The organism is Acidithrix sp. C25, from assembly GCF_904848545.2.
In genome coordinates, this window is sequence record NZ_CAJHCI020000010.1 from 199,219 (window position 1) to 221,360 (window position 22,142).

Consider the following 22,142-nt stretch of genomic DNA (forward strand, 5'->3'; position numbering starts at 1 on the left):
AATTCAACCTTCGAGCAACTCCCCAAAGGCAATTAAGTTAGCTAACTGATATAATTCCGTGCGCACAAAGGTGCGACTTGAGGCGGTTTATTTATTAATTCAATGCCGATTGGCGCACGAACCTAGATGACTTTAAGGCTCTCGAGGTACTCGATAATCTTGGCAAAGCCATCGCCCTCGTCCACTACCACCGTACCGGCGCCTCTAGATTCAGCCGGGCGAATCGAAGTTATAGTCTCACGGGCACCGCTTGCTCCCACGCTATCGGGAGAAAATGCTAGATCATCGATCGACAGCTTCTCAACTGGCTTAGATTTGGCGGCCATTATGCCTTTAAAGTTCGGATACCGTGGCTCAACCACCCCAGCAGTTACAGTAACTAAAGCTGGTGTTGGAACCTCAATCTCATCGAAGCCAGCCTCGGTCTGTCGAGCTACTATCAAGGATTCGCCTTTAACCTCGATCCCCTTGGCAAAGGTTACGCTAGGTAGATCCAGAAGCTCAGCAATTTGAACAGGAGTAGTTCCGGTATAGCCGTCACTCGATTCAGTCGCCGCTAAAACGAGGTCGAAAGACTCTCGACCAATCGCCTTAGCCAGTACTTTGGCTGTAGAAAGAGCATCGGAACCGGCCAGACGCGGGTCACTGATAAGGACCGCACGATGAGCCCCCATGGCTAGGGCATTTCTAAGACCCGATACCTCTTCTCCAGGGGCCATCGAAAATAATACGACCTCTCCAGCGCCGGCTTTGTCGACAAGCTGAAGGGCCATCTCCACTCCATAGGAGTCTGATTCATCCATTATCAACTTGGTATCACGTGCCAGGTTGTAATTAGCGTCCATCTTTGCGGGCGCAGCTGGATCTGGAATCTGTTTTACACAGACAGCAATTTTCATATCTCTATAATCCCTTTAATCCTCTAGTAATTGCAAATGTGCTAGGCAGCGCCTGATAGCACAGCGACAGCTGCCTCAACCTTATTTGTAATAATCCCGTCGATCCCTAACTTAGCGAGCGTAGAGACACGCTCATTTAGGTCAACAGTCCAAGCTATCACACCCAAACCGAGTTCGTGGGCGTCTTTCAAAACCTGCCCATCCAAGGAAGAATGATGTGGCAAAATATAGTTCGCCCCCATCTCAGTAGCCGCGTGACAGAGTGCGACGGCATCTGAACCAATGGATGTCAGCAGCCCAATTGCAAAATCAGGCGCTAAATTGGAAAATACCTCAAGGGCTCGAATCGAAAAGCTAGAGACCATCAAACGCGACGAACCGCCGTAATTCGATAACTCCTTGGCCAAAAGACGAGAAGTTAGCTCCGATGGGACCCAACCTACTTCCTTGGGGTCGCTTTTGATTTCAATATCCACAAACTGTCCATTTAGAATCTCGAGTGCATCGCTTAGACGAAGCAACCCGCCACCCATCGCTTTGGAGATCTCTTCAAAACTATGCTCGGCAACCGCTCCATAGCCTCGAATAACGGGGTCATGTATAACGGCCAATACGCCATCCGAAGTGGCACGCACATCTAGTTCTGCCCCATCTCCACCCTCTGGAGCTATTGACTCGAAAGCTTCCCTGGAGTTGTCAACTCTTCCAAAAGAAGCTCCCCTGTGACCAAGAATCATTGGTCTTTTCTGGTTAGTCACTTTTTCCTTCCTAAACGACGTACTTCAAAGGCTAATCCGATCAGGAACCGGAACCCTGACCCGAATATGGGCACCCTGTTGGGAACCGTAAGATATCTCTCCACAAAGCTGCGACGTCACCAAGCTATCCACTATCGAAAGGCCAAGCGACGTTATCTCCTTGGGGTTAAAACCCTCTTTAAAACCGACACCACTATCGCTTATCTCAATAACTAAAGATGCTAGCCGCCTTGAAAAAGTCAACTTTATATGGCCTGAACGCTCGCCGGCGCTTTCATCCCTTGACGAAAAGGCATGTTCGATGGAATTTTGGATCAACTCGGTCAAAATAAGAGCTAGCGGCGTTGCAACCGTAGCATCCAATTCGCCTGGGCTACCTGAAATAGTTATCTCCAAATGAAGATCTGGTGGAACTGACTCATGGGCTAAATCAACGATTGCCGAGATCACCTCCCCGAAATCGACAACATCCCCGACGTCACGGGACAAGATCTCATGGACGACAGCTATGGAGCGAATTCTCCTCTCAGCCTCTCGAAGGGCCTCTTTGCCATCTTCAGAGGTAAGTCGGCGAATCTGCAACCTAAGCAGGGAGGAAATAGTCTGGAGGTTGTTCTTTACACGATGGTGAACCTCTCGAATCGTGGCATCCTTAGATAAGAGCAACCTATCACGTCTTCGCAGTTCACTCACATCCCGCAGAAGAACTAAGGAGCCAGAATATTCACCTAGATTCAAAAGAGGAAGCGCCTGAAACATTACAGTCGTGACTGGCTTTTTCTCAATCTCTTCAACGACTGGCTCAAGATTTAGCCTCGCTCTAGCGATAACCCCAAGGTCCAACCCCAGAGAGGCAAAGGTATCTCCTACTCGCGCCACATGACTGCCAAGTCGATGCAGGGCCGAGGCTCCATTGGGCGACATGAAGGTAATTACATCATCCTCATCTACAACCATGGCACCATCGCCAACTCTCGGCGCCTCAGCTAGATCATCCGAGCTAAAAGGAAACTCACCTCGGGTAATCATATTTGCAAAGCGCTCAAACAGAGAGACATAGATCCGTTCAAGCTCACCACGAACAAGTTTTGCATTGAGTTCGTATTCACGAACCATTGCTGCCACAACGACGCCGTCATGTCTTACTGGAATACAAAAGGAGACCCGGTGCTCATCGCTATGAGGGACCCGGCTCTCTTTAAAAGCAATATGGCCAGAAGAAAGACACTGAGTAATTCCCGGAGCAGATGAGGCTGTAATTACACTTGAGACCAGGTCCTTTGGGTAAAGCGTTCGCGAGGTGGCAGGTCGAACTTGAGCGACCACCATATAGTTGAGCTCGCCCGAAGGCTGGGCTGGGTTACTCAGATCAAAGTAGGTCGGAACATAGAGAATTAAGTCCGAAAAACACAAGTCTGCCAAAAGGCCCCAAGCTGAGGTCAACTTTTGAAGATGAGCAACAACTTCCGGCGCAATTCCTGCTCGGTGCGCTAAGCCTGCGAGAGTTGTCACTACTTATTTTCCCCGCTAGTAACGCAGGTCATTGACTTATCCATAGATTTCCTACATTCCATCGTTATACCCGTCAGTCAAATGCCACAGCGATCAATCAATTAACGTTGATGGATATCTGCCTTTTTTGCCTTGCAGAAAAGGCTGTTACGCTGTCGTAACCGGCACCTTTGACCATTGATGCGACATCGTTGAATCTAAATGAGACATCTCCCAGAGAGTGAGCATCAGAAGCTGTGGTTATCTCAACGCCATTACTTGCGAATTTCGACAAAAGATAGGGTGAAGGATAGGCTTCGCCCACGGGTTTACGCCATCCAGCGCTCGACACCTCTGCCACCATCTTGCAATCACGAGCAGCTTCGGCTATTCGATCGTAGAATTCATTAGGCGTATTTGGAAACATTCCTGTTACCTTTATCAAATCAGGGTGAGCCAAAACATCCACGACCGAGGTGGCTGCCAGTTCCTCAAGGGCACGGGTATATCCCTCCCAAGCATTTTCGACCCCTAGTTCTGCCCAGTACCCCTGGACAAATGGGTCGGTGGTGTGGTCAAATGGCCAATCCCCAACCCAATGTATAGAACCAAGCAAGACGTCGAATGGATAGTCCGCCAACAATTGGGTAACCTTATCCATCGATCCTTCGTAATAATCCACCTCAAGACCCATTACGATAGGAAGACCTGCAGCTTTAGCAGCTAGACAGACCTCGACGTAACGATCAAGATCGGCTCGTGCATGGTCTTTCCAGTAGTCCTGCATCAAAGTTCGCATCGGAGTATCAGGGTAGCGCTTGAAGAAATCCCCTAGAACCTTATCCGTCTGAGAAAAACGAAAGAGATGTTCAGTTACAGCGATCTCAACGACGCCATTAGCTTGAGCTTTTTCTAAATATTGGGCTAGATACTCAACGGTGGGGTCAACATCGCGCTGTCCGTGCGGCCATAGATGGAGATGGTAATCTATCACGACAATTCCTAAATCTGCTTTAAAATTTTACGAAGTCGAGATTAGATCCTATTCGCTCGAGAGAAGTTAAGTCTGCGACATCCGTCTCAAGATACGGCGTCGCAAGGACCTTGGCCTTATCCACAAGCAAAGTTGCCAAAAGATTGTGCTGTTGTCCATAGAGATTGGAAAAATCCAAATAAGTTGAACCTATCTCAGACAAGACGCCACGCATGATACGTGGGTCCACCCCTAAAAATCTGTCCTTAACCAAGATTTCTGAATCAGCGATTAGCCTTTGGGCGATCTGGATCGCATTCTGATCACCAAGGTAATAAGGAAGACTTCTATTCACGATCAAAGCACCAAGATTGAGGTGGCGCTCCCGAAGAGCTCCCAGAAAAAATTCAGCCTCTCGCATCGGAAGGTATTCCGGCGACGTTACTACCAAAAATGACGTCACATCGCTCCTCAACAATGCACTTACCGACTTACCTCTTTCGATAAAGCCATCGTACATCGATTGAAAAAGTATGAAAAACTCCGCCACCTGCTCCAGAAAGTCTGAACCTATAATGCGATCAGCTACTTGATAAAATGGTTTGAATGCAGTGGCCACCAGGCGAGAACGATATGGCGCAGTGATCCACCGCAGGAGTTTAGAGGAGAAAAAGTCAGCCATCCTCTCGGGGGCATCTAAGAAGTCCATTGCATTTCTGCTCGGAGGAGTATCAACTATCAGAAGGTCAAAGTCACCCTTATTGTATAGGTCATAAAGTGACTCCATGGCGATATAGTCGTGGCTTTGGACAAAGCGCGATGAGATATTTCTATAGATCGGATTCGCCAAGATCTCACCCCGAACCCTCATATTTGGAGCGTATCGAATCACAAGGTCATCCCAGGAAGCTTTAGTGTCAAGCATCGCGGCGTACAATTCACCCTTGGGGGATCTTTCTCCAAAGCCTGAGAGGTCTACCTTGGTTACGACGTTTCCGAACTTAGCCAACCCCATAGCATCAGCTAGACGTTTGGCGGGATCCACTGTCAGAACCAATACTTTACGATCGGTTTCAAGAGCTGCGATTGTACCCAAAGCCGCAGCCGTGGTTGTCTTGCCAACGCCTCCAGCGCCGCCTGTAATCAGAATCGACTTCTGTGTAACAAGTGAATTTACTAGCTGGTTCACGATCCGCTCAATTCGCCATCGAGCGCTTCGGCAATCTCTCTGGAAAGACGTATGCCATCCTCTGCACCCATGAAATATGGGATAAAGATAGTGGCAATACCTACGGGTAGTTTTGAGATGAACTCTCTGGAATGGCTGCTTCGTGACTCCCTTAGGCCAGTAGCTAACGACGAGGTTGCCAAAAATGCATCGCTGGAGTCACCCGCGATCGCTAAGAAATCGTCGTGAAGATCGCCAGTCATAATCGAGCGAAAGATCTCTCCCTGGCTATTTGAAAATGGTTCGGCCATAACTTTGTTGATCACGGCTCCAATTACATTCATTGAAGTCTCATTAGCCAAACGATCTATTAGCTCCAACGACTCGACTACCGGTGTCTCTTCTGGAGTTACCACCAAGATCAACGCGGTAGTTGATGGATTGCTCAGAATCTCCTGCATCCAGGCGGTCTGCTCTTTCACTAAACCAATTTGGAAGAGCTCTGATATCCCCGCTGGAGATGCTAATTGTGAGACGATGTGACCACTTGCTGATGCATCCACAAAGACGATATCGTAATTGCGCTCTCTTACTTCGTAGCAGATCTTACCCATAACTAAAATCTCTTTTACCCCCGGAGCAGCATTGGCCACAAAGTCAAATGCCTTGGCTAGAGGACCTAGCTTGGTGATAATCGGAATTCTAAGGTTTAGGCGCAAATATTCAGCTAGCGCATCCTCAGTATTCATGGCCATTACATAGAGGTTCGGAGCTACCGCCTTGGGCTTGAACTCAACGTTCTCTATGCCAAAAGCGGCGCTCACGTCACCCCGAGCGTCAACCTCACAGACTAAAGTTCGCAATCCTGCTTTGCTGGACAGGCGGGCTAGTCCGGCAGTTATGGTGGACTTTCCAACTCCACCTTTTCCGGTGACAATCACCAAGCGCTTGGACAGAATTGCATCGCCTAAGTCGCTATGTCCTTCGAGGTTGTTCATCAATTTTGGACCCTCAAATCACCACTTAGGCGCCAAAGCCTACCCGACGCTCTTCTTGCTGAGAACCGACAACGATATAAGCGATTTTCCCTGGAGCAACGCCGATCTTGCGCCCTTTTTTGTCCTCAATCCAATGAAGAGCGTCTTGACTCTTCGTGAGCGCATTCAGCGTCTCAACGAATTCATTCTGATCCTTATCGTCACCTACCTCAAACGCAAGCTCACGACTCGAATCCAAAAATCCAATTTTTATGTCCACTTGTAACTCCTTAATTCGACTTCGCAAAAGACCTTGCCGGCAAAGACTTCACCGAAATAGCACCAAACAATTGCAAACTATTACGCTTGACTAGAGTGATTGCCTATAACAACACTAGAGGATAGCCAATCACTTCTGTTATATTTCGTCTGGGTTTGAAAGCCAAAGCTCAGTCAAAGACGCTATCGCCTCCAGAAAAGCTACGAAATCGAGACCTTAGTCTGAGCGGACGTTGACAGATATAAGTGGAACCGCCAGAGCCAAGGACCCCGAAAGTCATTCCTTGTTGGGTCCTCTATTGAACTTGTCGACCACCACAAAATAGAGGTGACCAACGACAACCGCCATTATTAGATAGAAAAAAACCGTATGGGCTATAGTGGAACCCACCCGAAAGGAGTAGGGGAAATACCTAAAGAACCTCAGAATCAACCCTGAAATGATCAGCACGACCATCGAAGCAGCAATTATGGCAGTCGCAATCTTCTGTCCGCCATTAGGAGTTCTTCTACTATAGGTTGGCCTGCGACCGCTTGAAATCCACCCTCGAACAAATCTGGAGTCTGCTATCGTCCAAGAAGTCAAGACATTCCATGCCTTAGCAATGGGTCGATCGCGCAGAGGAAAGTAGCCAACTGCCATTACGGCTATACATGCTATGCCTGTGATTACGTGGACTTCCCTAAAAAATTCTCTATTTCCAAAGATGGCTTGCAAGCCACCTACGTAAAAGGTAAGCGCCGAGAGCAAGGATATAAAAAAGAGCACCGACGCCAAGTTGTGCAAAAAGGCAGGTTTACGCCCAAGATCACGATACCATCTCAAATCCCCCTTAGTTTCTCCGAGATGCGCCTTCAACTCTGGGGAATCCTTGCATCTGCGGGGTAACCGTAGTTCTCCCAGTATCCCGTAATTGGTGAATTGGATAGCTCGACGTCCTTTAGCCACTTGATCGATTTGTATCCATAGCTTTTATTGACAAACAACCTCAGCGGCCCCCCATGTTCTAGCGGCAAGGGCACACCATCTAAATGAGTGACTAGCATCGTTCCATTGCTCATCGCCTGATTCAAAGGAAGACTCTCCGTATAGACACCATCGAAAGAGCGAAAGTTAACGTACTTCGCACTACTAGCGGGCTGAGCCATCTCTATAACCTTAGAGAGTGTCACGCCGCCAAAGCGTTGATTCGGGACGCTCCAACCGGTAACACAGTGAAAGGTGGCGACTAGGTCCGGAGTATGCATAATCGCTAAGTTCTCCAAAGACAGAGTCAAGTTATTTGCGACCTGGCCCCTTACTTCCAATCTAAAGGAGGAATTGTTCGTCGTCGGGAATCCATTGGTAACCGTATAGATCTGATATCCAGATATACCGGCAATACCAGCCAAAGCAGAACCTCCGAGAAGATTCTTTAGCCCAGAGCCAGCAACGACTAATCCCACCCCACCGACACTTAATCCAACAAAGACCCTGCGCGGCACCGAAGCACCATTGGAGCTAGGAGTTTTGGTTTTCATATCCATAAACTATGAAAACCAAATCGTCCATTCAATGTTCCATAATTTCAAACTTCTCATACAAATCTCAGGTTCACTAAATCGCTATCTATTAGCTAGAAGATTAGAGAATGTGATCCTCGTTGCAAAGTCGTCGCACTAACGGACCTTCAGCTCACTTTTATAGATCCTGGCAGGTCCCATCGCTTCAATCACTTGGGCTATTCGCATAAACTCAACCGAAACCTCAGACTCCGGCGACGCAAAGACAATTGGATTACCCACATCGCCACCTTCTCTAAGAGCGATCTCGATAGGTATAGTTCCAATCAAAGGTAACTCAAGTGACTGCGCCAAACTCTCTCCGCCGCCCTTGCCAAAGATGTCATATCGCTTCTTATCGTCGCCGCGGAAGTAGCTCATATTCTCGATGACCCCACGAAGAGGCAACTTCAACTTTCGAGCAGCTAGAGCTGATCGCTGTGCAACCCTCTCAGCGGCGTCTTGAGGGGTAGTGACCACAAAGGTCTCGATCTTTGGCAGATATTCAGCCAACGAAAGCGTCACGTCGCCCGTCCCCGGTGGTAGGTCCACGCAGAGGTAATCGATCTCCCCCCAAAAGACATCCAGAAGAAACTGCTCAAGGCCTTATGCAACATTGGTCCACGCCAAATAACCGGAGTATCATCTGCCACGAAGTAACCGACGCTCATAGTTTTTATCCCAAAGCGCACAGGCGGTATCATTACCTTTCCAATCAAAGATGGTGGGCGAACTGCTCCAAGCATCCTAGGTATCGAAAAGCCATAGACATCAGCGTCCAAGATGCCAACACTGTGGCCACGGCGTGCAAGCGCACTTGCCACACCCACTGTGACGGAAGATTTCCCAACGCCACCCTTTCCTGAAGAAAATCCCAGGACTCGGGTGCGCGATCCTGGCGCCATCAAGCGATTCACTCGATTCTCGCCATCTTTAATCAAAGTCTTATCAAGAAGATGTGACTCGAGCTTTTTTATCTCAGCGTCAGTCATCGCTCGAGCTTTTATTTCAAGCGGCACACCATATTCTTGTGCGATTTGCTCCATTTGGTCGGCAATTGGGTCAAAGTATCCACCATTTGCCGGATATGTTAGAAGTTCGACGCTATAACCGCCCAACTTCTTAGTCACCTGTGAGATCATCTCCAAATCGGCTAGCGACTCCAAAATATCTGGTTCCACCACCTTGCCAAGGTGTGAATAGAGTTCCTGTGTGTTCATCCTGGCACTTTTTCTTTCTTATTTGAATCAAGGTCCGATATCGAGGATAGATTTCTCCTATCTAGATAGAATAATTTATAGTCATTATTAGATTGCTAAGTAGGTTCAATGAGCACGATAGAAAAAGTCGCTGATCTTGGAGCGCCACATTCTGTAGATGACCCAGAGTTTCAAGCAACGGTCAGCGCCGTGGTGGCAGCTTTTGGTGACCCAACTCGTCGCGAGATCTACCTCTTCGCGCGCGACAACGAAGGTGTTACAGCTAACCAAGTCGCTGATAAGTTTTCACTTCACCCAAACGTTGCCCGCCACCACCTAGATAAATTGGTATCAGGAGGCTACCTCGACGTAACTCTCGAACGTCCGATCTGCGGTGGCGCAGGACGACCATCAAAGCGTTATAAGGGCGCACCGGGTGTTACCTCATCAAACAGGGTCGCATCCAAACGTGATGAACTTCTCTCAATGCTGCTCAGCGCAGCCTTAGAACTACTCGATCCGACCACTGCTGAACTCATGGCTGAAAGTGTCGGTGAACGCTATGGTTCACAATTGGCCCAGACGATGCACCCTCACCTTGAAAATCGTTCTATAAAATACGCTATCAGGACGATCGCAGATGCACTTAGTGCCCATGGCTTTGCGGCAAAACCCAACCAAATTCGAGGCTCGCTATCTGTTGTAAATGAAAACTGTCCATTCGGCGATGCTTCGCTTACCAATCCCGTAATCTGTGCTCTTGATCGTGGTCTAGTCCGAGGAATGTTAGGTGCGCTAATCAAAGAAAAGGTACCCATAACTCTAACTTCTAGAGCCAAAGGCGACTCCTCCTGCTCAGTAAGTCTATAAATCAGTAAGTCTACAAAAAGTTACCTTCGTGAATTTCGAAGATCCAACTTGGGCCAAAGCAAGAAAAAACCGATACCCACTTTTGTCTCACCTAACTTGATGAATTGAATTTGCCTCAACGATGCTTAAAACAACGAAACGCCATCCAATTTCGATATAGAAGTTTCGATTCACAAGACGGTTACGATTGCACCGTAGATAAGTTGTCTAACCATCGTGTTGGCGGCAAAGATCCACGGATGACTATGAGATGCACCCATTTGGAAGGCGCTGAAGTTCTTTATCGTAATGAGGTATTTGATTCGCTCACACTCACAACTTCAATTAGGAAGCACGGGAGCACCCAGTCGGTCAGAGGCGAATATTTTTTCTATCAGGAGTCTATTTTACCAAAACAAGAACACTCCTCAAAATATACAAATAGACCAGACTGCACTCGACGAACCTACTCCGAACCAAGCGCCTACCAATGGCCATCAACGAGCCTCCAGCTCTTGGGGTTCCACGCAACCAACAGCGTTTGGGGTGGAGATTTGAAAAAGGGAATTACGGCGAGGCGAAGATCATTAATTAGCCACTTCTACAATTAGCTACTTCTACAAAGCGCCTATTACATGTCTGCATAGACTCCAAGAAAGGCAGGCGCCGCCAAGTAGATCAAAGGCAAATTAGCAAGAAAACAGATCGCTACCCTTAGAGACTCGCAGCTATTATGGGTCGAAATGGCGTCAGGCGTCCGAACTGTCGGCGTGATGGGCAGGTCGGAAATTAACATTCAGTACGACCGAGTAAAGCCACCTAAGTATTGCACGTGTTGCACCTACAAATATCCGAAAAGGTCCAAAGAACCAAAGCACCACATACTCATAGACTTGGCATTTGACCACTCCGTCTTAAACCCTACAGTGGTCAGAGCGGCATCCATGATAGGTCTCGACAAACCAGAGCGCTAGCCCTATTTAACAACGTAACTCGATATGAATGCGATCTTATGTCCACCTATTGAAAAACGAGTGTTCAATGGCCAATTCGACAAACAATGCAACGATAATTTCACCTTCACCAACTTGCTTGAAAAAGCTGGATAGCAAGGCAGCCACATCGATCCAGGTTGACGTTGGTCAATTCCGGCTGAACCAAAAAAAGATCCACCGGAAGAAATCACTCGCACTTGTCGATCTTATTTCTGTCGTGCCAACCTCTAATGATTCAATGGAAACGACTCTACTGATATCATGCTAAGTAGCCAAAAGATACAACGCCGCGAGTAAACCAAAGGCTCCACTTCAAAAGAGGTAGACCAAGTGCCATCAGTCCATGAAGACCATCCTAAGATACTTCCTTTACGCCAATTCATTCATCTAACTGGTCATCAAGGAAACGGATCGAAAGGGATCGATGACTGAAGAATCTCCCTTCCTAGATATACCAAGTTCGGAGTGGATTGCATCTAACCGGTCTGCGTTTGCAATCTTCGACTCTTTCCCGGTCGCTAAGGGTCACTGCCTTATTATCAGTCGTCGCTTCATACGAGACTGGTGGGAGGCACTTCCAAGCGAACAAGCCGATATTTTTGCTTTGGTTTCCGAAGTAAAAGAACTACTCGACAAGCAATATTCTCCAGCCGGATACAACATCGGTACAAACGCTGGATCAGCCGCCGGTCAGACTATCTTCCATCTACATCTTCACCTAATCCCGCGCTACATCGGTGACAGTGAACATCCACAAGGAGGAGTGCGAAATGTCTTCCCTGAAAAGGCTAGCTATCTTAGACCCCCTCTCCGACCAATAGACAACGCTAACGCACCCTTTTAGAAGAAAAGATCTAGATTGCCACTTCGTGCAAAATTAAGTTTGAACTATCAGCAATTGACCATACGGCTTGTAAATCCTAAGATTTGCAACCATAGAGCAATCCGATAATCCGATATGTTAAACCTTCTGGGAGCCCTTTGAGCAAAACACAATGCCAATCTCACAAAAGATCCCTTATGGAAGCTTCATGATGCTCTCAAATCCATTTAGTCACAGGCGTACAAATCAGCTCGATCTGTGTGACAGTAAATGTGGGAGCAAAAAAGATTGCGCCAAGCAAAGTCGAGCGAGGAAACGACTCAACTTTTCTCCAGCTCAATCACCCCAATAGCGCTGCTCCTGGAATGGATCTCCATACATGTGATAGCCATTAGCTTCCCAAAATCCAGCTTTATCTGCCGACATGAATTCAATTCCACGTAACCATTTAGCTGACTTCCAAAAATATAACTTCGGAAATAAAAATCTCAGCGGGTAGCCATGTTCAGGTTCGAGTTCCTTCCCATCAAATTGGAACGCTAAAAGAGCAATCGCCCCATCACTCAAAATATCAGTCAACGGGACGTTGGCACTAAATCCAAATTCCGAGTGAAGCATCACATGCGTAGCCTCATCTTTTACTTGGGCCATCTCGATGATGGTCGTCAGTGGCACTCCCCGCCAAGATGTATCGAACTTTGACCACTTGGTAACACAATGGATATCAGTAACGACATCAACGGCATCAAGAGCCATGAACTCCGCCCAAGAGATCACCAACGGATTGGCTACAGCCCCAACAACCCTTAAGTCCCAGGATGAAAGATCCTTATATACCGGTACGCTTCCCGCGTGCAATACCGGAAACCGATCAGTAGAATACTGTCCGGGAGGCAACCGCGAAGGATCGACACCCTTAGCAGCCAAATCTTTTCGATTGCGCTCAAAAAAACCCATTTGGTCTTCTAACCCTTTTCTATCAAATAAAGCTAGCCACAAAAAGTACCCGAGCTAAAAGCTTTCACAGTTCATAACCATTGGAGATACAAAATAGTTTCTAATTTCTTCACAAAATCAATCTTTTTAAGAGAGCCTTCCATCATCAAAAAAATAAATCAATATAAATGAGGGCACAAATACCGTAAAAATTCAATAAATTTTTACAACCTACGAAGGTACGAGAAGATGGGCTGCCTTATAAGCGCTCGCAATATCAGAATGAACCTGCTTTAACAACGCCGCAGACGGAGAGAGTTTGAAGAATGCGTCAAACTGCCTCACCGCCGCATTAGGGTTTCCCTGATCTGTAAAGAGAGCTATTCCATAAAATAACCTTCCGTATATATAGGAAGGATCAACCTGAACGGATCGACTAAGTTGTGCTAAGCCTTGGACTCGAAGAGCATTCGACTTATCCTTGTTTCCTGCCTGCAGTAGGAGCCAACCGTTCCAAGCAAGCGCCACAGGCTGACTTGGTTCACTATGCAAAACCGCGCTAAAGAGCGAAAGTGCGGCAGTATCAGAGCCAACACTAGCCAGATCTTGTCCATTTTGAATATCTAGGGCAACTTGCGAGACTGAAAGGCCTCCCGCGGCAGCGCTAGAAGTGGTAAGACTAAAAAGCAAAAGCCCCGCCCCGCTCAGAACCAGCACCACCCCTACAACAGCTACAATCCTCTGGGGCCATGTAGCCCGACGGATTATCTCAAATGATCGGCGACTAACAACCGGACGACTTATTGGCGCAGTCGAATCATCTACTAAATTCAGATCAGAGACGCCTAGATAATCGACCCTAACGGCTGAGTCCACCTCTTGGCCGTCATGGCTCTCTAGGGAGCTCTCCATTTTGGTACTTCGGCGTCGTCGATAGTACAAAAAACCACCTATGGGACCTGCGATGGCGACCAAACCACCAAAGACCGCCAAATAAAGACCGCCATTTGAATTAGGAGGGGTCAGAAGAATCGACGGGCCATATGTCGCAACCAATTGATTGATAATCTCCGAGTCGCTAGCGCCAGAATGAACCATTTGAGAGATAAAGGCACGTAGTGCATAAGCTGACGAAGTATTTGCATCCTTGGTCGAGACCGAAATACAGGTAGGACACTTTATAACTGCTTCAAGATGGCTAATACGACTTGCCATCGTCACTTTGTGAGGAGACAAAAAGAGATAGCCAAAGATGGTAACGACAAAGATCACCATAAGAATACTTAGGCGCCATGTTGTCTTAGAGTAGGCGAACCTCTTTGGTCGAGGTTGCCCATTTTCACTAATTTCGGGATCCAATTTGATAGCTTCCAACCGCTAAAAGTATCTCTTTCGCATTAATTCCTCTAACCGTAGGTCGAGTAGGCAAGGCTAAGTACTGAAGAGAGTGTAGCGGTTGTGACCTGTCCTACAATCCGAGTGACCACCTTCCCATTGGGTGCAACTATAAAGGTCTGGGGCGGGTTCACCACTCCCCAATTCAAAGAGATCACGCCATTACCGTCGTAAATGACCGGCCAAAACATTCCCGTCTGTCGAACAAACGCTGTTGCCGAAGACCGTCGATCGTTTACGGTTACGCTCAAAATCGCCAACCTAGAGCCATAAGGTCGACTCTTAGCAGATCTCACAAATGACTCGATCGCTCCAGTTTCGCTACGACATGGTATACACCAGCTAGCAAAGAAGTTCACGATCAAGTAATCGCCACGATACGGATGTGGCGCGATAGCCAAATGAGAGAGCGTAGTACCCGCCAATTCTGGTGCGTTCTGACCGATCAGATTAGAGGCAGCTACGGTCGAGGTTGAAGTCGGCGTGAGAAATGCCACTGAGACCGAAAAAGCCACCACAAGAATGGCGACCAAAGCCAAAACCCATCTAAGTCTTCTTCCCCCTCTCCTTTGCTCAGAAGGCTGACCCGTAACAAGAGGTTCAGCGTCATCATGTGTCAAATCGTTAGACACCTACTGCTTCACCCTTTAGCTGGTTTATTTGGGGAACCTTAGATTTGAACCGAAGCGAGCCTAAAAGAGCAAGGCCACCACCAAGTCCCATAAGTACCCCACCGATCCAAAGCCAAGACACCAGTGGCTCGACCACTACACCGATGATTACCTGCGACTTAGCGCTCTGTGGTGGTGAATCAAGTGTGACGGAGACATCTCTTAAAATACCGGCACTCACACTTGGGGTACCCACAACTTGGGAATTCGTTCCAAACTGAGAGATGGCTGGATAAAAGGGCCCCCGACCATCGATCATAATTGCAGCTCGAAGTGAGGTTTTAGCTGGCGTCACCAGGGTCGATACGCCCTCATATGTGAGTTTGTGACCTTGAAAATATGCGCTTTGAAATGGAGAGATCTTCACCTCTCCCCGGACACCAAAGGCGGTAGACGTGGCTAGAGCTATAGCCACGACAGCAACACCAATATGGGCAATCAAACCCCCCATAAGGTGTGCTCGAACCGAAAACGACTGCTTTAGGCCTCGTCGGGAGAGAAGTACCCCAATCATCTTCTTGAGCGAACCCGTCAAGGCAAAGGTACCAAAACCATAGGCTGCTATCAAGCCCTTATCCCTAGAACCCAAAAATACCGCTATCGCCATCGCTAGAAGACCCATCATCAATGGCACAAAGAGCTCATTGAAGAGAGACTTGATCGAAATATTGGTATAAGGGACAAAGGGTGAAACCGTCATAAAAAACAAAAGGGCCAACCCTAGTGGTGCTGTAAAGGCATTGAAGAACGGTGGTCCCACCGATACGATCGAGTTGTTGATAGCTTGAGCCAAAAGTGGAAACGTCGTTCCTAAAAGGACGATGCCGGCAAAGGCGCTAAATAAGAGGTTGTTCACAAGATAGGTGCCATCTCTATTTATACCAGTCGCAGAGAACGACGACGCACGCATCGACGAGGCGCGCCAGGCGATAAGGCCGAACGAAACTACAGTTACAAAGGCAAAAAAGATTATAAGGATAGGACCTAGCGTCGATCCCGAAAAGGCATGCACCGACTGCAGTACGCCACTGCGGGTAAAGAAGGTGCCCAAAATTGTCATTGAAAATGTAGCCACCAAAAGGCCAATATTCCAGATCTTCATATTTCCGCCCCGAGAGCCGGACATGGAAGAATGAAGATAAGCGGTTCCAAAAAGCCAAGGTAAAAAGGCGGAATTTTCAACTGGATCCCAAGCCCAATAGCCACCCCAACCAAGAACTTGATATGACCACCAAGCCCCAAGGAAGATACCAAGTGTCAAAAATATCCAGGCAACCAACGCCCAGTACCTAGTCTCTCGAGCAAATGTTGTATCGGAACGATTGGAGATGAGCGACGCTATTCCGAATGCAAATGGAACAGTAAAACCAACATAGCCCATATAGAGCATTGGTGGATGAAAGGCCACCAAGGGATAGTTCTGAAGAAGCGGATTAGGCCCGCTTCCGTCAATCGGCGGATGGGCAAGAGTCAGAAATGGGTTAGCAGAGGTGGCCATCATTATAAAGAAGAAGCCAGCTACAACCAACCCCACTACCATCGCCCATCCAAAGGCAACATCTAACTCGCGCTTTCGATATTTAAAAAGGACTAAAACCAGATAGAGAGCCAAGATTGTCGCCCATAGCAAGATGGATCCAGCAAGAGATGACCACATACCGGTAATTTGATAGAGAAGCGGTGTCTCCCGTGAAGAGTTCGAGGCAACGTAGCTAAGGGAAAAGTCATGAGTCAAAAGGCCATGCTGCATGGCACCGGTGCTAATTAGCGCACCAGCAAAGACCAGTACCACAAATCCCCCACTGCGCCGAATAGATTTAGCATCCTTAGCACGAATGCCAAACAGGTACGAGATAATCCCCGAGATTGAACCAACGATCGACACGACTAGACCTGCGGTGCCAATTATCGCGTTCATAGTTTCTTTCCGCCAAGTGACGCAACTCGAGAGGGGTGCGCCGCTATGTAACTCGATGAGTGCTTGACCATGATCTGATTAGAGTAAAAAGTTCCATGAGAAAGGTAACCCACCAGCACAACTGGAAGATTCGCTTGAAAAAGCTGAGGAGGATTAGCGCTGTCAATTACAGAAATCCTTCGCCCATCCACACCTGAAACTTGAAAATCAACGCCCCCCTGATTGTTAGTGGTAACACTGTGAGGCACAACAACTCCTTCCAGGCGAAAAGTAGAAGTCCCCAAGGTTGCCTCCATGGAGAGTGTCTCATCTACCGTCCTGAAATAAACTAAGGCGTTGCCGAGGCCCCGAACTAAAAGAAATCCCAGTGCTAGGGCTAAAACTACAAATGGAGACCATATCTTTAAGGCTCGGCGCCGTTTAGCCCTTTTTGGGAGTGGCGGTTCAAAGATTGCCCGATCATTGAGGAGGTCCGATACCTCTTGTTGCTCCGACAAACTATCTCTCTCCCTGTCTTGGGTTAGAGGAGTTCGGTCGCCTTCTTTCATTTTCAACTGGAATTGGAATCAAAGCCTTTTTTACTCTAGAATTTCGACTAGCTAACCAAGCCCAATACGCCCCAAGTCCACCTAGGACAAATCCATAACCTGCTTCTACGTAACCATTCATCTTTAAATCTATCCGATCCTGCTCAAACCATTTTAACGTTGCTTTTAGAATTAGCGTTATCTAGCAGTTCGCTAACGCGATCTGCATCACTTTGTGATTGAGCCAATCTTTCGCTTTGCCATTGAGAAATTTGTCTCTCTCGCAGAGAATCTTCGCCTTGAGCAATCCTGTATCTAAAGACAACCAATGCACAATACGCGAGAGTAAAAGCAACAAACCCTAGCAACATAGTCCAGGCCATAATCCCGTGAATCTTGGCATTCATCCCCAACGATGCAACAGTTGCGCCTTGGTGAAGGGTTCGCCACCAAACAACGGACTCATGAACGATTGGAACGTCAATGAAGGCAAATAAAGCCGCTATTGCGGATCGCTTAGCGCGTTTATCTGCCGGCATTGGAACAGCACGTAGCGCGAGATATCCTAGGTAGAGAACTAACAATATCGCAGTGGTGGTGAGCCGTGCATCCCAGGTCCACCAGACACCCCATGCGGGACGACCCCAAATCGATCCCGTAATGAGCGTCAGTGCTGTAAAGACAACTCCCACCTCCGCCGAGGAAGATGCGAGGCGATCCCACCTAAGCGAGCGCGTTGGCCTCCAAAGGTATAGAGACGAGGCCAAAGTGGTGACTCCGTAAGCTAAATATGCAACCCAAGCCACCGCCGGATGGACGTAAACCAACCTGGCTAAATTTCCCTGAACCGCATCTGGCGGAGTTATAAACAGGCCTAACACCACAGTTGCCGCGATGGCAACAAGGGCACTCGCGGCCAAATATCTCTGTGCAATCTTCAATTTCAAGAGTTCAGTCCTCCAAAATGGCGCCAAAGGAGACCGCGCCGCCAACTATAAATACAACAGCAAAGACCAATAAAAGTTTCAACCATGGATCAAAAATCGAACCATGGCCATTCAATGCATCGCTCCACGCCTTTGTCGCCGAAATTACAACTGGTGCTAATATCGGCAAGACAAGCATGGGAACCAAGCTCTCCGAAGAATTAGCTCCACGAACTAGGGCGCCAAAAACCAGACCTACAGATCCTATACCAGCAGTAGCCAATAGTGTCGACAGGGACAGTAGCAAAAAGCTATGAATTGGGACCGAAAATAGGACTACAACCCCAATTCCAACCAAGATATCCAGGATCAGCAGAATCAAAAAGAGAGCTAGAAACTTACCTACAAAAATTGAGATACCATCGAACCCAAGCAGCAGTAGACCGTCCACAGCATCATTTTCGGACTCCACTCGCATTGAACGTGATACCAACAAGATCGAAGAGAATGTAATCAAAACCCAAAATAGACCCGGCGAGATACTGACCATAAGCGGCCCTTGGGTATCGAAGGCGAAGCCAAATAGTAAAAGCACAATCAAGGCAAAGGGCAACACCTGACCAAGGCCGCTCTTGGAACGACTTTCAATCAAAAGATCTTTTTTAAAGATCGTCATCGCTCTCATGCCGAGGGATCCCAAGTCGAATCGATCGATGAGCCCTCTTTGTCAAAAGCAGCTTTATCGTCCCTTGGACTAGGGAGAAACCTTCCACCCACCAAAGTCAAAGAGCGACCACTACCTAGAAGCGGACCATGGCCTTCATGACTTGATACCAAAACAGCAGTACCTCGCTTTTTGGCTTCGAGAATTAACATATCGACAACACTGCGACCATTTGAATCCAACGAGGCATGAGGCTCATCCAGCAACCAAATAGGGGGGTTTTTTATCACCAAGTTAGCCAAGGTAACTCTTTTTTTCTGACCTGCTGAAAGTTGAGAAACCGATGTTTGACAGAGGCGTCGATCGAGACCAAGTAGCTCTTTTGCGCTATCTACTCTTTGAGGCGACAAACCAAGACTCTTAGTCGTAATCTTCAAGTTCTGATCCACGCTCAAATCCTCATAGAGGTAGCTGGTGTGGCTAATAAGTCCTATTCGAGACCTCAGACCTCTATCTGGGTAATACAAGTCGAAACCAAGAACTGAACCTCGACCCGAGTTGATCCTAGCTAGACCAGCTATAGCACGAAAAAGAGTAGTCTTTCCAGCACCATTAGGACCAGAAATCAAAAGCAAATCTCCCGGTTCAACCCTCAAAGTTAGACCGTACACAGCAGGAAAACCGCCGACTTGGATACCAATGTGATCCAGTTCTATTAGATATGCAGCCTCTGTCTCTGAGGCGAGCGACATTTCATTGGACTTCTTCTTAGCAAACGTGACGCTTCGCCTCCTTTGAGGAAAGATATATTCAAAAACTGATGTCGAAGGGTTTCAACGATGCAGCGAACTCTTTTATTGCAATCATCCTTATGGAGATCGTCAAACGGAATAATCAAGGCGACAGGGCGCTCATCCACTACGAAAATAAAATACCTAACCAATGACGCCGAGCACTTAAGCTTTATAGAGACCCAACTACACCTTTGAAAATTACACAGTCAACAAAAAAGCGACCAGGCCATCAAAACCAAAGACCATGGTGCATTCAAGGTATTTACGACCGGGATTGGTTCGCCATCGCCTCGGATTAGTCACTTTAAAATCTTCGACTTCTCCCACTAGCCGCACTCAAGCCAAGACAAAAACAAGTACAAAGCAACTAGCAAGCGGTCACTAAGAGAATCTCATCCGGTACAAGTGCGACCTTTGTCGAAAATCTTGCTACTTATCCGATCTGGCGTTTGAGAATCTCTAAATCGCTTTCGACCATCATTCGGATAAGCTCAGGAAAATCGACTTCGCGCTTCCATCCAAGCTTTGCCTCTCCATGAGAACTGTCGCCGACCAACAGATCAACCTCTGCGGGCCTCACAAAACGCTCGTCCAGGACCACATAATCTCGATAGTCAAGGTCCACTACCTCGAAGGCGAGCTTTGCGAACTCCCTTACTTCATGAGTCTCCCCAGTCGAAACGACAAAGTCACCGGGCTCATCTTGTTGAAGCATGAGCCACATCGCTCGAACGTAGTCTTTGGCGTATCCCCAATCTCTCTGTGCATCCAAATTACCGAGGCGAAGTTCGTTAGTGAGACCTAACTTGATCGATGCAACAGAATTTGTAATCTTACGGGTCACAAATTCAAGACCACGTCGTGGAGATTCATGGTTGAATAAAATACCAGAGTTAGTATGCATTCCATAGCTCTCTCTGTAGTTCACCGTGAGCCAATGGCCATACAATTTGGCAACCCCGTAGGGTGACCGAGGATAGAAAGGTGTCGATTCACGCTGTGGAACCTCTTGAACCTTACCAAACATCTCCGAAGAAGATGCTTGGTAAAACCGAGCGGATGGAACCACGGTTCTGACCGCATCTAGCAGTCTTGTAACACCAAGAGCGGTAGTTTCTCCCGTTAGAACGGCCTGACTAAAAGAGGTCTGAACGAAAGACTGAGCTGCCAGGTTGTAAATCTCATCCGGCTTGGACTCACTCAATACGGTCTGCAGCGAAGTTTGGTCCAGTAAGTCTCCAGATACGAGTTCTATTGAATCTTGGATATGGGCGATTCGCTCAAAGTTTAGAGTCGAAGATCTTCGCGTCATACCTATCACTCGATACCCCATCGACAAAAGAAACTCTGCCAAATAGGAACCGTCTTGACCGGTGATACCAGTCACTAGTGCTACTTTGCCCAACTACTGCTCCAAGTCTATGACATCGATGAATGAAAACAGAGGTCGAAATTTAGTGACCTCCAATTGCAACAGATACGAATCTAATCGTAATATCGCTAGCACCACTCTCAGAACCAGAGTCCGTCTATCTAGTTATCATTCCAAGAGGCTGCTCGCTTTTCAACAAAGGCCATAATCCCCTCTTTGGAATCCTGTGTTTGGGTCACAATTGAAAGCATGGACTGAAGGTAGGAAAGGGCTTGCTCGGAAGTCATATCCATAGCCTTGTAAAACGAACTCTTACCGAGTGCCGTAATAGATCCAGACTTTGAATTAAGAGTTGCAAGAACTTTAAAGAGTTCTCCATCGAACTTTTCTTCTGAAACTACCTTGTTGATCACGCCAAGCTCCAAAGCGCGATTGGCGTCAATACGCTCACCTGTTATCATCAATTCAAACAGTGCCCTAGGCGCAATATATCGAAGCAATGGCACCGTAATCACGAATGGCCAAACTCCAACGTTGATCTCAGGTGCTCCAAACTTTGACCGTGAGGTTGCTAAGACCATATCACAAGCAGCCATAAGGCCAAAACCTCCGGCCAGCGCGTAGCCATCTACGGCAGCCACTATAACCTTTGGATAGCTCCACATATATTGAAAGAGGCCACCAAGTGCCGCTCTGGCACGATGCAATTCGTAAAAGGTTGCGCCTTCGGCCATAGTCGAAAGATCAACGCCAGTCGAAAAGGCCTTATTACCACTCCCGCGAATAACCACCGAGCGCACGTAGTGTTCATTTTCAAAACGCTTCAACTCTTGATGAATCGCATCTAAGACCTCCATAGTGATGGAGTTCATCTTTGAAGGACGATTAATAATTAGAAAAAGTGTCGAATCTTTGACTTCTACGATTAATTCTGGACTAGACATAACCAAAATGTACTCCTATAAATCAATCCAAATATCTAATTT

Annotated in this window: 22 protein-coding genes and 1 pseudogene; 2 read left to right on the forward strand and 21 right to left on the reverse strand. The window is 47.5% G+C overall.

The window, feature by feature from the left end; translation table 11 throughout:
• Positions 1-122: 122 nt before the first annotated feature.
• The 10 genes and pseudogenes from ACIDITHRIX25_RS76675 to ACIDITHRIX25_RS000000104395 form a co-directional block, all read right to left on the reverse strand.
• Positions 123-899 carry an electron transfer flavoprotein subunit beta/FixA family protein gene (locus ACIDITHRIX25_RS76675; RefSeq protein WP_052607104.1) on the reverse strand — a complete coding sequence of 259 codons (777 nt, stop codon included), beginning with the start codon at positions 897-899 and terminating at the stop codon, positions 123-125.
• Between the two features lie 41 nt (positions 900-940).
• Positions 941-1,657 carry a glycerophosphodiester phosphodiesterase gene (locus ACIDITHRIX25_RS76680; protein WP_201733046.1) on the reverse strand — a complete coding sequence of 239 codons (717 nt, stop codon included), beginning with the start codon at positions 1,655-1,657 and terminating at the stop codon, positions 941-943.
• A gap of 24 nt (positions 1,658-1,681) precedes the next feature.
• Positions 1,682-3,169 (reverse strand): sensor histidine kinase, encoded by a 1,488-nt coding sequence (locus ACIDITHRIX25_RS76685; RefSeq protein WP_201733047.1) that lies wholly within the window; start codon positions 3,167-3,169, stop codon positions 1,682-1,684.
• Between the two features lie 97 nt (positions 3,170-3,266).
• Positions 3,267-4,142 carry a histidinol-phosphatase gene (locus ACIDITHRIX25_RS76690; RefSeq protein ID WP_201733048.1) on the reverse strand — a complete coding sequence of 292 codons (876 nt, stop codon included), beginning with the start codon at positions 4,140-4,142 and terminating at the stop codon, positions 3,267-3,269.
• A 19-nt stretch (positions 4,143-4,161) separates the two neighbouring features.
• On the reverse strand, positions 4,162-5,310 hold the full coding sequence (locus ACIDITHRIX25_RS76695; RefSeq protein ID WP_201733049.1) for an ArsA family ATPase: 1,149 nt from the start codon (positions 5,308-5,310) through the stop codon (positions 4,162-4,164).
• A complete protein-coding gene (locus ACIDITHRIX25_RS76700) occupies positions 5,307-6,287 on the reverse strand; it encodes an ArsA family ATPase (RefSeq protein WP_052607099.1) in 981 nt (326 codons plus the stop codon). Before ACIDITHRIX25_RS76700 ends, ACIDITHRIX25_RS76695 begins: the two co-directional genes overlap by 4 nt.
• A gap of 25 nt (positions 6,288-6,312) precedes the next feature.
• The gene (locus ACIDITHRIX25_RS76705) at positions 6,313-6,546 is read right to left on the reverse strand and encodes a DUF3107 domain-containing protein (protein WP_052607098.1); all 234 of its coding nucleotides are present in this window, start codon (positions 6,544-6,546) and stop codon (positions 6,313-6,315) included.
• Between the two features lie 276 nt (positions 6,547-6,822).
• On the reverse strand, positions 6,823-7,404 hold the full coding sequence (locus ACIDITHRIX25_RS76710) for a cytochrome b/b6 domain-containing protein (protein WP_052607097.1): 582 nt from the start codon (positions 7,402-7,404) through the stop codon (positions 6,823-6,825).
• The gene (locus tag ACIDITHRIX25_RS76715) at positions 7,401-8,066 is read right to left on the reverse strand and encodes a molybdopterin-dependent oxidoreductase (protein WP_160291923.1); all 666 of its coding nucleotides are present in this window, start codon (positions 8,064-8,066) and stop codon (positions 7,401-7,403) included. The genes ACIDITHRIX25_RS76710 and ACIDITHRIX25_RS76715 overlap by 4 nt, the downstream gene beginning before the upstream one ends.
• A 138-nt stretch (positions 8,067-8,204) precedes the next feature.
• A pseudogene (locus ACIDITHRIX25_RS000000104395) lies at positions 8,205-9,307 on the reverse strand (Mrp/NBP35 family ATP-binding protein).
• Between the two features lie 108 nt (positions 9,308-9,415).
• On the opposite strand from ACIDITHRIX25_RS000000104395, the gene ACIDITHRIX25_RS76730 reads away from it, so the two are divergent.
• Positions 9,416-10,156 (forward strand): helix-turn-helix transcriptional regulator, encoded by a 741-nt coding sequence (locus ACIDITHRIX25_RS76730; RefSeq protein WP_201733051.1) that lies wholly within the window; start codon positions 9,416-9,418, stop codon positions 10,154-10,156.
• Positions 10,157-11,554: 1,398 nt separating this feature from the next.
• Entirely contained in the window at positions 11,555-11,974 is a 420-nt protein-coding gene (locus tag ACIDITHRIX25_RS76735; RefSeq protein WP_201733052.1) for an HIT family protein, read from the forward strand.
• A gap of 315 nt (positions 11,975-12,289) precedes the next feature.
• Here ACIDITHRIX25_RS76735 and ACIDITHRIX25_RS76740 read toward each other — a convergent pair whose 3' ends face one another.
• From ACIDITHRIX25_RS76740 to ACIDITHRIX25_RS76790, 11 genes are all read right to left on the reverse strand, one after another.
• The gene (locus tag ACIDITHRIX25_RS76740) at positions 12,290-12,910 is read right to left on the reverse strand and encodes a sulfite oxidase-like oxidoreductase (protein ID WP_201733053.1); all 621 of its coding nucleotides are present in this window, start codon (positions 12,908-12,910) and stop codon (positions 12,290-12,292) included.
• Positions 12,911-13,120: 210 nt separating this feature from the next.
• Positions 13,121-14,263 carry a cytochrome c-type biogenesis protein CcmH gene (locus ACIDITHRIX25_RS76745; RefSeq protein WP_201733054.1) on the reverse strand — a complete coding sequence of 381 codons (1,143 nt, stop codon included), beginning with the start codon at positions 14,261-14,263 and terminating at the stop codon, positions 13,121-13,123.
• A 32-nt stretch (positions 14,264-14,295) separates the two neighbouring features.
• On the reverse strand, positions 14,296-14,916 hold the full coding sequence (locus tag ACIDITHRIX25_RS76750) for a TlpA family protein disulfide reductase (RefSeq protein ID WP_201733055.1): 621 nt from the start codon (positions 14,914-14,916) through the stop codon (positions 14,296-14,298).
• Entirely contained in the window at positions 14,909-16,873 is a 1,965-nt protein-coding gene (locus ACIDITHRIX25_RS76755; RefSeq protein WP_201733056.1) for a heme lyase CcmF/NrfE family subunit, read from the reverse strand. Before ACIDITHRIX25_RS76755 ends, ACIDITHRIX25_RS76750 begins: the two co-directional genes overlap by 8 nt.
• Complete coding sequence (locus ACIDITHRIX25_RS76760; protein WP_201733057.1) at positions 16,870-17,370, reverse strand: cytochrome c maturation protein CcmE domain-containing protein; 501 nt, start codon at positions 17,368-17,370, stop codon at positions 16,870-16,872. The genes ACIDITHRIX25_RS76755 and ACIDITHRIX25_RS76760 overlap by 4 nt, the downstream gene beginning before the upstream one ends.
• Before the next feature lies 1 nt (position 17,371).
• The gene (locus ACIDITHRIX25_RS76765) at positions 17,372-17,542 is read right to left on the reverse strand and encodes a hypothetical protein (protein ID WP_160291922.1); all 171 of its coding nucleotides are present in this window, start codon (positions 17,540-17,542) and stop codon (positions 17,372-17,374) included.
• Between the two features lie 22 nt (positions 17,543-17,564).
• Positions 17,565-18,347: a cytochrome c biogenesis protein CcsA gene (gene ccsA / locus ACIDITHRIX25_RS76770; protein WP_052607085.1), complete on the reverse strand. Its 783-nt coding sequence runs from the start codon at positions 18,345-18,347 to the stop codon at positions 17,565-17,567.
• 4 nt (positions 18,348-18,351) lie between these two features.
• Entirely contained in the window at positions 18,352-19,011 is a 660-nt protein-coding gene (locus ACIDITHRIX25_RS76775) for a heme exporter protein CcmB (protein WP_152626188.1), read from the reverse strand.
• Positions 19,008-19,742, reverse strand: coding sequence for an ABC transporter ATP-binding protein (locus tag ACIDITHRIX25_RS76780; protein WP_201733058.1), 735 nt, complete (start codon positions 19,740-19,742; stop codon positions 19,008-19,010). Before ACIDITHRIX25_RS76780 ends, ACIDITHRIX25_RS76775 begins: the two co-directional genes overlap by 4 nt.
• 475 nt (positions 19,743-20,217) lie before the next feature.
• Positions 20,218-21,189 (reverse strand): GDP-mannose 4,6-dehydratase, encoded by a 972-nt coding sequence (gene gmd / locus ACIDITHRIX25_RS76785; protein ID WP_201733059.1) that lies wholly within the window; start codon positions 21,187-21,189, stop codon positions 20,218-20,220.
• Positions 21,190-21,317: 128 nt separating this feature from the next.
• The gene (locus tag ACIDITHRIX25_RS76790; RefSeq protein ID WP_201733060.1) at positions 21,318-22,100 is read right to left on the reverse strand and encodes an enoyl-CoA hydratase/isomerase family protein; all 783 of its coding nucleotides are present in this window, start codon (positions 22,098-22,100) and stop codon (positions 21,318-21,320) included.
• Between the last annotated feature and the right edge of the window lie 42 nt (positions 22,101-22,142).

What these genes read in the sequence shown, in the direction of transcription:
- ACIDITHRIX25_RS76715 (WP_160291923.1), bottom strand. Translation starts at nt 8,066, where the DNA reads ATGAAAACCAAAACTCCTAGCTCCAATGGTGCTTCGGTGCCGCGCAGG.
- ACIDITHRIX25_RS76755 (WP_201733056.1), bottom strand. Translation starts at nt 16,873, where the DNA reads ATGAACGCGATAATTGGCACCGCAGGTCTAGTCGTGTCGATCGTTGGT.
- ACIDITHRIX25_RS76765 (WP_160291922.1), bottom strand. Translation starts at nt 17,542, where the DNA reads ATGAATGGTTACGTAGAAGCAGGTTATGGATTTGTCCTAGGTGGACTT.
- ACIDITHRIX25_RS76790 (WP_201733060.1), bottom strand. Translation starts at nt 22,100, where the DNA reads ATGTCTAGTCCAGAATTAATCGTAGAAGTCAAAGATTCGACACTTTTT.
- ACIDITHRIX25_RS76730 (WP_201733051.1), top strand. Translation starts at nt 9,416, where the DNA reads ATGAGCACGATAGAAAAAGTCGCTGATCTTGGAGCGCCACATTCTGTA.
- ACIDITHRIX25_RS76700 (WP_052607099.1), bottom strand. Translation starts at nt 6,287, where the DNA reads ATGAACAACCTCGAAGGACATAGCGACTTAGGCGATGCAATTCTGTCC.
- ACIDITHRIX25_RS76775 (WP_152626188.1), bottom strand. Translation starts at nt 19,011, where the DNA reads ATGAGAGCGATGACGATCTTTAAAAAAGATCTTTTGATTGAAAGTCGT.
- ACIDITHRIX25_RS76735 (WP_201733052.1), top strand. Translation starts at nt 11,555, where the DNA reads ATGACTGAAGAATCTCCCTTCCTAGATATACCAAGTTCGGAGTGGATT.
- ACIDITHRIX25_RS76780 (WP_201733058.1), bottom strand. Translation starts at nt 19,742, where the DNA reads ATGTCGCTCGCCTCAGAGACAGAGGCTGCATATCTAATAGAACTGGAT.
- ACIDITHRIX25_RS76675 (WP_052607104.1), bottom strand. Translation starts at nt 899, where the DNA reads ATGAAAATTGCTGTCTGTGTAAAACAGATTCCAGATCCAGCTGCGCCC.
- ACIDITHRIX25_RS76740 (WP_201733053.1), bottom strand. Translation starts at nt 12,910, where the DNA reads ATGGGTTTTTTTGAGCGCAATCGAAAAGATTTGGCTGCTAAGGGTGTC.